General features: G+C 72.4%; 8 protein-coding genes. 6 read left to right on the forward strand and 2 right to left on the reverse strand.

The window, feature by feature from the left end; genetic code table 11:
• Window positions 1–141: 141 nt before the first annotated feature.
• Together E6R18_RS17595 and E6R18_RS17600 are read right to left on the reverse strand one after the other, a co-directional pair.
• On the reverse strand, window positions 142–1,269 hold the full coding sequence (locus E6R18_RS17595) for an SPFH domain-containing protein (RefSeq protein WP_136317837.1): 1,128 nt from the start codon (window positions 1,267–1,269) through the stop codon (window positions 142–144).
• A 104-nt stretch (window positions 1,270–1,373) separates the two neighbouring features.
• Window positions 1,374–1,682, reverse strand: a complete 309-nt coding sequence (locus E6R18_RS17600; protein WP_136317838.1) for a hypothetical protein — start codon at window positions 1,680–1,682, stop codon at window positions 1,374–1,376.
• Between the two features lie 234 nt (window positions 1,683–1,916).
• On the opposite strand from E6R18_RS17600, the gene E6R18_RS17605 reads away from it, so the two are divergent.
• The 6 genes from E6R18_RS17605 to E6R18_RS17630 all read left to right on the forward strand — a co-directional run.
• Window positions 1,917–3,092, forward strand: a complete 1,176-nt coding sequence (locus tag E6R18_RS17605; RefSeq protein ID WP_136317839.1) for a cellulose-binding domain-containing protein — start codon at window positions 1,917–1,919, stop codon at window positions 3,090–3,092.
• A gap of 140 nt (window positions 3,093–3,232) precedes the next feature.
• Window positions 3,233–3,799: a LemA family protein gene (locus E6R18_RS17610; RefSeq protein WP_136317840.1), complete on the forward strand. Its 567-nt coding sequence runs from the start codon at window positions 3,233–3,235 to the stop codon at window positions 3,797–3,799.
• Complete coding sequence (locus E6R18_RS17615) at window positions 3,796–5,364, forward strand: DUF2207 domain-containing protein (RefSeq protein WP_136317841.1); 1,569 nt, start codon at window positions 3,796–3,798, stop codon at window positions 5,362–5,364. The genes E6R18_RS17610 and E6R18_RS17615 overlap by 4 nt, the downstream gene beginning before the upstream one ends.
• 496 nt (window positions 5,365–5,860) lie before the next feature.
• Entirely contained in the window at window positions 5,861–6,637 is a 777-nt protein-coding gene (locus E6R18_RS17620; protein ID WP_136317842.1) for an HAD-IA family hydrolase, read from the forward strand.
• Window positions 6,634–9,024 (forward strand): glycoside hydrolase family 65 protein, encoded by a 2,391-nt coding sequence (locus E6R18_RS17625; protein WP_136317843.1) that lies wholly within the window; start codon window positions 6,634–6,636, stop codon window positions 9,022–9,024. Before E6R18_RS17620 ends, E6R18_RS17625 begins: the two co-directional genes overlap by 4 nt.
• Window positions 9,025–9,185: 161 nt before the next feature.
• Window positions 9,186–10,365: chitinase (locus E6R18_RS17630; protein ID WP_136317844.1), on the forward strand; the 1,180-nt coding region annotated here is incomplete at its 3' end.

Here is a 10,365-nt window from a genome sequence, read left to right on the forward strand (position 1 = left end):
CGTGACCGCAGTACGGACAGCGCATGGCCTCGGAGCCCGGCGCGAACTCCACCGTCGCGCCGCACGCCTGGCAGGGGTACGACCGGGAACCCGTGCCGGGATCCCCGGCGTTTCTCTCTTCGGTGTGCAACGTCGTCCCTCTCAGTCCTGCGGCGGCAGCGGCGGAGGAACGGCCGCGAAGAGCCGGCCGATGTCGGGCACCTGGTCGGCGGGCAGCCAACCGGGCATGCCGTCCTTCCAGATGAGCGACGTGCGGGTCAAGGTGCCCGCGGTCACCAGACCGGTCAGCGCGGGCCGGTCGTACGGCCCCTGCTGGGTGCCGTTGACGCCGATGAACCACTGCTCCTGCACGGGCAGCGGCGGCGGACCGGCCGAAGGCGCGGGGGAGGCAGGTTGCGGTTGCGGCTGGGGCTGCGGGGTGAGGGCGGCAGCCATCCGCTGGCCCGCGGCCATGCCGAGCCCCAGCCCCATGCCTTCGCCGGCGCCGCTGCCGGGCGTGCCCGCGGCCGTGGCGAGCGCATCGGCCGCCTTCAACTGGGTGTACTGGTCGAGATTGCCCGCGATCCCCATCCGGGAACGGGTGTCGATGGCCTCCTCGACCTCCGGCGGCAGCGAGATGTTCTCGATGATGAACGTGGGGACGGCGATACCGACCGGCTTCAGCTCCTGGGAGAGCACCCCCGCGAGCCGGGTGCCGATGGCCTCCTGCCGGGTCGCCAGGTCCAGCATCGGTACCCCTGCGGTGGCGAGTGCGCCGCCCAGTTTGCCGACGATCAGCCGGCGCAGGTACTCCTGCACCTCCTCGGTGCGGAACTGCGGGTCGGTGCCCGCCAGTTCGCGCAGGAGTGCCGCCGGGTCGACCACCTGGGCCGCGTAGGCACCGAAGGCCCGCAACCGCACCATTCCGAACTCGGGGTCGCGGACGACGACGGGGTTCTGCGTGCCCCACTTCATGTCGGTGAACCGGCGGGTGGTGACGAAGTACACCTCGGCCTTGAACGGCGAGTCGAAGCCGTACTTCCAGCCCTTCAGCGTGGACAGCAGCGGCATGTTCTGGGTCTGCAGGGTGTAGGTGCCCGGCTGGAAGACGTCCGCTATCCGGCCCTCGTTGACGAAGACCGCCGTCTGCGACTCGCGTACGACGAGCTTGGCGCCCATCTTGATCTCGTTGTCGTGGCGCGGGAACCGCCACACGATGGTGTCCCGGCTGCTGTCGGTCCACTCGATGATGTCGATGAATTCCCCGCGGATGCTGTCGAACAGCCCCATGGAACCTCCCCCGTTCTGCTGCGCCCCGCTCCTGATGTGCCAGGGAACGATAGCAACCAGCAGCGAAGGGGGGCCCCGCAACTGCGCGTGCCCGGGTCCTGCCGTCAGAGACTCCCGGGCAGGAGGCAGAGTCCGGTCGACGGGTGTTCCAGTGCGGCGATCTCGCGAGGCTCCCACCCGGCGGCGGTCCAGTACAGGCGGTCGCCGTCCAGGTGGAGGTCGATCGGTGCGGGCAGGCCGCTCCGGAGCACCTCGATGTCGGAGCGGTTCTGGGCCGTCTCACCGGCGGGGATGTCCAGGCCCGCGCGGAGGCTGCGGCCCTTGCCGCCTTTGGCCGGGCCCGGGACGAGGGTCTGCACCCGGCCGTCCGCGATGCCGACCTTTGCGAAAACTTCGGTCGCGGCAGCGTGCACCTCTTCTGTCCTTTGCTCCAGCTCAGGGCGTGTGCGATGCCATGTGGCACCCCTTGGGGGTCGATGTGTGGTGGCGGTGCCGTCTGATGCCGCGTGTTCCGATGTCGAAACTCTCGGGGCGCTCTCTGCGGCGCGGCTACGTATTGACAGTGCACCGTCAAGCGCGGTGTCATGGCGATGGGAGCGCTCCCACTTCCGCACCGGCCTACGGTCCGCCACCCCGAGGAGGCACACATGTCGATCCCTCCCCCACGATTACTGCGCAGACCCTGGACGGCGGCCGGGGCCGCTGTCGCGCTGGCCCTGTCCCTCTTCGTCGCGGTGCCCGCCAGCGGCTCGGACCTGGCGGCCGGATGCCGGGTCGACTACACCGTCAACGAGTGGACCGGCGGCTACACCGCCGAGGTCCACGTCACCAACACCGGCCCCGCTCTCGATGGTTGGCGCCTGACCTGGACGTACGACGGCGACCGGCGGGTCACCTCCGCCTGGGGTGTGACCGTCACGCAGGACGGCAACGCGGTGACGGCCGTCAATGCCGCCTGGAACGGGGCCCTGGCGGGCGGCGCAACCGTCGACTTCGGTGTGCAGGGCACCTGGCGGGCCCCAGGCTCGGCGCCCGCCGACTTCGCGCTCAACGACGTGTCCTGCGGCGGTGACACCACCTCGCCGCCGACCACGCCGCCCCCGACGTCACCGCCGCCCACCGCACCGCCCTCCGCCGAGTGCGGTGACGCCGCGGTCTGCGAGGACTTCGAGGGGCAGGCCGGTCCGGTGCCCGCCGGTGACTGGCAGGTCACCGCGCCCGACTGCCAGGGCACGGGCACGGCCGCCGTCGATACGGAGGTCGCGCACAGCGGCACGCGCTCGCTGCGGCTGGACGGGCGGGCCGGCTACTGCAACCACGCCTTCGTCGCCTCCACCGCGGACCTGTCGTCGGTCGGCCCGGTGCTGCACGTCCGCATGTGGGTGCGGCACACCACCGTGCTCCCGGCCGCGCACGTCACCTTCGTATCGATGCCCGACAGCTCCCAGGACGGCCGGGCGCTGCGGATAGGCGGACAGAACGGCGCCCTGCAGTGGAACCGGGAGAGCGACGACGCCACGCTCCCGGCGCAGAGTCCGGTCGGGGTGGGGCTGAGCAGGCCCCTGCCGACGGACGGTTGGCAGTGCCTGCGGTTCTCGGTCGACACCTCGGCGCCGGGGCTCGACACCTGGCTGAACGACGAGCAGGTGCCGGGGCTGCACGCCGACGAAGTGCCGACGCAGGACATCGACGCGCAGTGGCTCTCCCGGACCACCGCGCCCAGGCCCACCGCTCTGCGGCTGGGCTGGGAGAGCTACGGGACCGGCGACGACACCCTGTGGTTCGACGACGTGGTCGTCGGCTCCTCGCCGGTGGGCTGCTGACGCCCGGCCGCCCGGCGGGGCGGGGGAGTGTCGGCCCCACGGAAACGTCCCCCCGTCGTGCGGCCCTTGACAGCCGCAAATATGATCACGTCGATCGGCCAGGGGGGTCGAGTCTTTAGGGGCCTCTGGGGGGCGACGCCGTGGGTGTCATTGTGGGTGCGATCGTTGCGGTTTGTGTCGTGGTGGGCGGGTGGTGGGTCGTCCGGACCTACAACCGGCTCATCCGGCTGCGGAACCAGGCGCAGGCATCGTGGGCGCAGATCGACGTGCAGCTGAAGCGGCGGCACGAGCTGATCCCGAACCTGGTCGAGACCGCGCGCGGCTACGCCGCTCACGAGCGCTCCACCTTCGAGGCGGTCACCGCCGCGCGTGGGGCTGCCGTGAACGACGGGCTCGGTGTCAAGGGCCAGGCGGCTGCCGAGACGACGCTCACCGCGACCCTGGGCAAGCTGTTCGCGCTCGGGGAGGACTACCCGGAACTCAAGGCGGACCAGCACTTTTGTGAGGTGCAGGCCGAGTTGACGACGGCCGAGGACAAGATCGCGTACGCGCGGCAGTTCTACAACAGCGCCGTGCAGAGCTACCACACGGCGCTGGAGAGCTTCCCGGGCAACATCGTGTCGGGTCTGGGCGGCGCTCACGCCCGGCGGGAGTACTTCGAAGCCCCCGAGGTGGCGCAGGACGCCGTCCAGGTGAGATTCGCGTGACACACATCGAACAGCTCTACTGGGGCGGCGCCGCCCTGATCGTGCTCTGGCTCGTCGTCTTCGGACTCGTGCTGGTCGCCACCCGAAACGGCGTGGTCACGCCGGGGCCCGCGACCCAGGAGTTCGGGGACGACCCCGAACCGCCGGCCGTGGTCAGCCTGCTCGGCAACCGGTGGCGGGGTGTCGAACACGCCGCCGCGGCCACCCTGCTGGATCTCGCCGCCCGCGGGCTGGTCGAGTTGCGGCAGCACGGCGACGATCCGCTCCGCAGCACCGTCCACGTCACCGGGGCCGGCCGGGACGCGCAGGGACTGATGCCGTACGAGCTGCGCGTACTGGAACGGGTGACGGCCGCGGCGACGAACGGCGGCGCACCCATCGGGGCGATCGCGTTCCGCGACGAGAAGCGCGCCGCCTCCTGGAACACGGCGCTGCGCCGGGAGATCATCGCCGAGGCACGGCTGCGCGGCCTGTCCCGGTTCCGGTTCGCGTCCCTGCTCGTCAGCGCCCTGCTCGTCACCGCGTTCCTGCCCGGTGTGCTGTTCGCCGTGGCCGTGATCATGGGCGGGCACAATGTGCGGGCGGCGCTCGGCCTCGGTGTGGCCCCGGGCACCGTGCTGTCCTTCCTGCTCAGCAAGTCGCTGGGGGAGCGCGCGACAGCGAAGGGCCTTGAGCGGGCCGGCCACTGGGCCGGGCTGCGCGCCTGGCTGTCGGCGCACGAGGACTTCGCCCGGCTGCCGCCCGCATCCGTCACGGTGTGGGACCGCTACCTCGCGTACGGGACCGCGCTCGGCGTCACCAGCCTGACCGGTCGGCTCCTCGGCTTCGACTCCGGAGACCGGCGACGCGTCTGGTCCTCGTACGGAGGGTCCTGGCGTGCCGTGCGCATCCGCTACCCCCGGCTGCGCCCGGGTTTCGGCTGTTCGCCCCGCCGCCTGCTGCAGTTGGCGGCCGCGGCGGGCGTGGTCGCGGTGTGCCTCTGCGCGTTCGCGGTGATGCGGGAGCCCGGCTGGGTGGTCGACGCGCACAGCGGCGGCTCGCTGCGCAGGCCGGGGCTCATCCTGAGCGCCGGGTGGGTGGGCAGCGCGCTGCTCGGCCTGGTGGTGGCGGGCAAGTTCAGTCGCTGGACCCTGCTCGTGGCGTTCCTGGCGATGATGCCCGGCAACTTCGCGAGCGCGACACACGGCTGGTTCAAGGACGCCTCGGCGCACGAAGGGCCGCTGCCGGGCGAGCTGGTGGCCGTCGCGGTCTTCGGCGCGCTGGCCGTGTACTTCGTGGTCCTCGCCTGCCTGGAGCGGCGGGAGCCGGACACGATCACCGGCGAGGTGCTGCGGATGGAGTCGCGCAAGGGCAAGGAGGCGGCCCGGTTCCTGGCCCTCGACGAGGGGGACACGGACCTGACCACCGCCTGGGCGCTGCCCGCGGCCTCGCGGGCCATCGCGACGGGCGCCCAGGTGCGGCTGCGCGTCTCGCGGGGCACCCGCGTCATCCGTTCGGCGGAGCTGGTGAGGGCCGCGAGGCCGGAGGGCGACCGAGCGGCGGTCGGCGTGCCGGACGCGTCCTGAGGCGCGGGCCGCGCGGGAGCGGTGGGTGAGGGAACGTTCCTTCGCGCCGAGGCGGCGGTGGGCGCCGGTGCTCCGGAGCGCCGCTCCTCGGCACCCCGGGCCGCGCTCCGGTGCTCGGCGCTCTGCCGGCCCGGTCCGAACGAAGGGCCCCGGGTCCGGCCGCTTCCCCCGGGACGAGGACCGGCGCGGGCGCTCCCGGTTGCGGCTCCGCGGGGTCGCGCGACCCTGGAGGGAGCCGTGTCCGCCGTGCGCCGATGAGCATGTACGCCGCACCGGCGGGCGGATACGAGCTGAAAGCGGGGAGGAAGGGCACCCGAACGCCGGACAGGAAGTGGGTGGGCAGCATGCAGGCTGTCGTCTTGCAGAGGCCGGGCGGTACCGCCCGGCGCGACCTGCCCGGTCCGGGCACCGGGGACGCGGGTGATGCGATCGCGCGGGCCGATGCCGTCACCCCGTTGGGCACGGGCCCGCACAATCCCGGCCCTCCGGTCGTCGCGTGAACGGGGGCCGTGACCGGTGCGGGCCGCCGCGCGCAGTCGTCCTCGACACCGACGGGGTGCTCCTCGACTCGGCCGTCGTCCACGCAGCCGCATGGAAGACCGCGTTCGACGCCTGCCTTGCCGAGCGGGCGGACGACGAGACGGGGGCCGGGGCCCCCTTTGACTCGGACGCCGAGTACCGCCGCTTCGTGGACGGCAAATCGCGCTACGACGGAGCCGAGGCGTTCCTGACCTCCCGGGGCATCCACCTTCCGGCCGGGCGCCCCGACGACCCGCCCGGCTGCGGCACTGTCCGGGCCGTCGCCGCCCGCAAGGAAGCGGCGTTCCGGGAGGCCCTGGCCGCCGGCGCCGTCGTCGCGTTCCCGGACGCCGAAGAGGCGCTGGAGGTCCTGCGTGCGCGCGACGTCCCGTGCGTCGCCGTCTCGGCGTCCCGGCACGCCCGGACGCTGCTCGCCAAGACCGGGCTCGACCGGTTCCTCGCGGCGGTCGTGGACGGTGAGGACACCGCCCGGCTCTCGCTCCCCGGAAAGCCGGACCCGGCGCTCTTCCTGCACGCGGCGGACCGCCTCGGCACCGCCCCAGGCGACACCGCCGTGGTGGAGGACGCGCTCGCCGGCGTACAGGCCGGGCGGCGCGGAGGCTTCGGATGCGTCGTCGGTGTGGACCGGAGCCCGGACGGGACCGGTTCGGCCGCGCTGCGGCAGGAGGGCGCCGACCTGGTGGTCCCCGATCTCATGACGCTGGTACGAGACGTAGGGGGCGAGGTGCGATGACCACCGGATGGACGTGGGGTTACGGGCGGTACGAGCCGGAGCGCGAGCGGCTCGTCGAATCGCTCTGCACGCTCGGCAACGGCAGGTTCGCCACCCGGGGCTCGGCCCCCGAGTGCCCCGCCGGTCCCGTCCACTACCCGGGCACCTACCTGGCCGGGTGCTACGACCGGCGCACCTCGTCCGTCGCCGGCCGGAGCGTCGAGAACGAGGACATGGTCAACCTGCCCAACTGGACGCTCCTGCGCTACCGCTGCCTGCCGGACGACGGGCCGCCCGGCGACTGGCTGACGCCCGGCTCCCCGGACCTGCGGCACTACGAGGTACGGCTCGACCTGCGCGCCGGGACGCTCACCCGGCACCTGTTCTTCCGGGACGCGCACGGACGCGGCCTGCGCGTCGGCCACACGCGGATCGTGCACATGAGCGACCCGCACCTCGCGGCCCAGCGCAGCACGTTCCGCGCCTACGGATGGAGCGGCGCCGTCGAGGTGGAGTCCGTCCTCGACGGCGAGGTCGGCAACGCCGGAGTGGAGCGGTACCGGGAGCTGGAGGGGCACCATCTCACGGACTTCACGAGCGGATACGAGCCCGGCGGCACCGCCTGGCTCTCCTGCCGCACTTATGACCCCGGCGTCCGTCTCGGCCTGGCCGTCCGTACCGTCACCACCCCCGAGGTGCCCGCCGGAGAGACCGCCACCCCGACCCGCACCGTCCAGACCTACCGCCTCCCCGTCGTCCCCCGCCGCTCGGTGAGCGTGGTGAAGACCCTGGCCCTGCACACCTCGATGGACCGGCCCGACGGCGACCCGCGCGCGGAGGCATGCGACGCGCTCACCCGGACACCGGACTTCCCCCGGCTGCTGGCCACGCACGAGGCGTCCTGGCGGCGTCTGTGGGAACAGGGCGAACTGGACGTCCCCGGCGAGGAGGGGCGCATCCTGCGCCTGCACCTGTTCCACCTCCTGCAGACGCTCTCGCCGCACACCGCGGAGCTGGACGTCGGCGTCCCGGCCCGGGGGCTGCACGGCGAGGCGTACCGGGGGCACATCTTCTGGGACGAGCTGTTCGTCCTGCCCCACTTGAACCTGCACTTCCCCGAAGTGGCGCGGGCCCTGCTCATGTACCGCCACCGCCGCCTCCCGGCCGCACGCGCGGCGGCCCGCGACGCCGGGCGCCAAGGGGCCATGTACCCGTGGCAGAGCGCGAGTTCGGGCCGGGAGGAGACACAGGAACTGCACCTCAACCCCCGCTCGGGGCGCTGGCTTCCGGACCATTCACGGCTCCAGCACCACGTCGGATCGGCCGTCGCCTTCAACGTGTGGCGGTACGCGCAGACCACCGGGGACCGCGGATTCCTGCACGCGGAGGGGGCCGAAATCCTTCTGGAGGTCGCCCGTTTCTGGGCCGGGGCCGCAGCTTTCGACCCGGGGCTGCGGCGCTACCGGATTCGCGGGGTCGTCGGCCCCGACGAGTACCACGACGGCTATCCCGGCGCCGCGGAGCCGGGCATCGACGACAACGCGTACACGAATGCGACCGCCGCCTGGGTCCTCGCCCGAGGTCTCGACCTCCTGGACGACCTGCCCACCGCACGCAGGGCGGAACTGCGCGAGGACCTGTCGCTCGACGACGACGAGATCGCCCGCTGGGACGATGTCTCCCGCCGCCTCCACATCCCGTACCACCAGGGCGTGATCAGCCAGTTCGACGGCTGGGGCGACCTGGCGGAACTCGACTGGGAGGGGTACCGGGCGCGCTACGGCGACATCCGCCGGCTCGACCGGATCCTGGAGGCGGAAGGCGACACCGTCAACCGCTACCAGGCATCCAAACAGGCCGACACGCTCATGCTCGGCTACCTCTTCCGGCCCAGGGAACTGCGCGCGCTGTTCGCCCGGCTCGGCTGCCCCCTGGACGACGAGACATGGCGCGCCACCGTCGCCTACCACCTGCGCCGCACCAGCCACGGATCGACGCTCAGCAGTCTCGTCCACGGCTGGGTGACCGCCCGGGGAAAGGGCGCCGACGCCTGGCGCTACTGCGAGGAGGCGCTGCTCGGCGACGTGTCCGACCTCCAGGGCGGAACGACCGGCGAGGGCATCCACCTCGGGGCGATGGCGGGCACGGTCGACCTGGTGGAGCGCGGGATCACCGGCCTGGAGGCCGTGCCGGAGGGCCTGCGCGTGGAGCCGGTGGCCCTGGCGCAGATCCCCCGGTTCTCCTTCACCGTCTGCTTCCGCGAACACCGGGGAGTCCGGGTCCGCATGCTCCCGGGGCGCCTGGCCATCCGCGTACCGGCCTCACACGGTGGCCCGCTCCCCGTCGTCCTGCCCGACGGGCGCCGGTTCGGTGTCCGGCCGGGGGAGGAGCGCTGGTTCCGGCTCTGAGCTGCGCCCCCGGGGCTGAACGGGGTGGTTCGGGACCGTGTCCGGGGCGGGCGGGCCGGCGGTGCAACGTTCAAGAGAATGCAATGGTCTAGGCCAACGCATTGACGTGAATGCGACACCCTTCGATTCTTGGCGGCACCTTCTCCCCGACAGGAGTCTCCATGAAGCGTTTTCGCGCTCTGCTCTGCGGTGCGGCCACCGCCGCCCTGGCCACCGCGGGACTCGCGGCGTTCGCCGCGCAGCAGGCTTCTGGCGCGCCCGCCGCAGCCACCGCGCTCAGCAACCGGTGGTACGCCGCAGCGCCCTATCTGATGCCGCACGACAACAACCCGCCGGACGCGGGCGCCATCATGGACGCCACCGGCCTGAAGGCGTTCCAGCTCGCCTTCATCCTCGCGCCCAACGGGGGAGGGTGCAGCCCGACCTGGGACGGTACGTCGCCGGTCTCGTCGGACACCGCGGTCGGCTCCGTCATCAGCGCGATCCGCGCCAAGGGCGGCGACGTGTCGGTCTCCATCGGCGGGTACGGGGGCACCAAGCTGGGCCAGACCTGCTCCGACGCCGCCTCCACCGCGGCCGCCTACCAGCAGGTCATCACCAAGTACCAGCTCAAGGCCATCGACTTCGACCTGGAGGAGCCGGAGTACGAGAACACCGCCGCCATCGCCCGCGAGATCGGCGCGGCCAAGATCCTCCAGCAGAACAACCCGGGCCTCTACGTCTCGGTCACCACGGCCGGAACCGCAGACGGCACCGGCTGGTTCGGCAAGCAGATGCTCAACGAGGCCAAGGCACAGGGCTTCACGCCGAACAACTTCTCCATCATGCCCTTCGACGGCGGGTTCAACGGGGCGGCCGCCCAGACGAGCGCCCTGACGAACTTCAACACCGTCCTGCAGTCCACCTTCGGCTGGGACGCGGCGACCGCGTACGCGCACGAAGGCTTCTCCGGCATGAACGGCCGCAGCGACACCGGCGAGTACTTCACCCAGGCCGACTTCCAGACCGTGCTGGACTTCGCCACCAGCCACCACATGGACCGCTTCACCTTCTGGTCGCTCAACCGCGACCGCCAGTGCACCCCGCCGGACAACAACGGCAAGACCTCCGGCACGTGCAGCAGCGTGGCCCAGTCGGACTGGGACTTCGCGAAGTACTCGGTGAGGTTCGCCGGCGTCACCCCGCCGACCACCACCCCGCCGACCACCCCGCCCCCCACCGGCGGCAGCTGCGCCACGGGGGCGTGGAACAGCGGCGCCGTCTACACCGGCGGCGACACCGTCTCGTACGGCGGCCACACCTGGAAGGCCAAGTGGTGGACTCAGAACGAGACGCCCGGCA

The sequence above is a fragment of the Streptomyces sp. A1277 genome (genome assembly GCF_004795015.1).
In the GTDB taxonomy this organism is placed as follows: Bacteria; Actinomycetota; Actinomycetes; order Streptomycetales; family Streptomycetaceae; genus Streptomyces.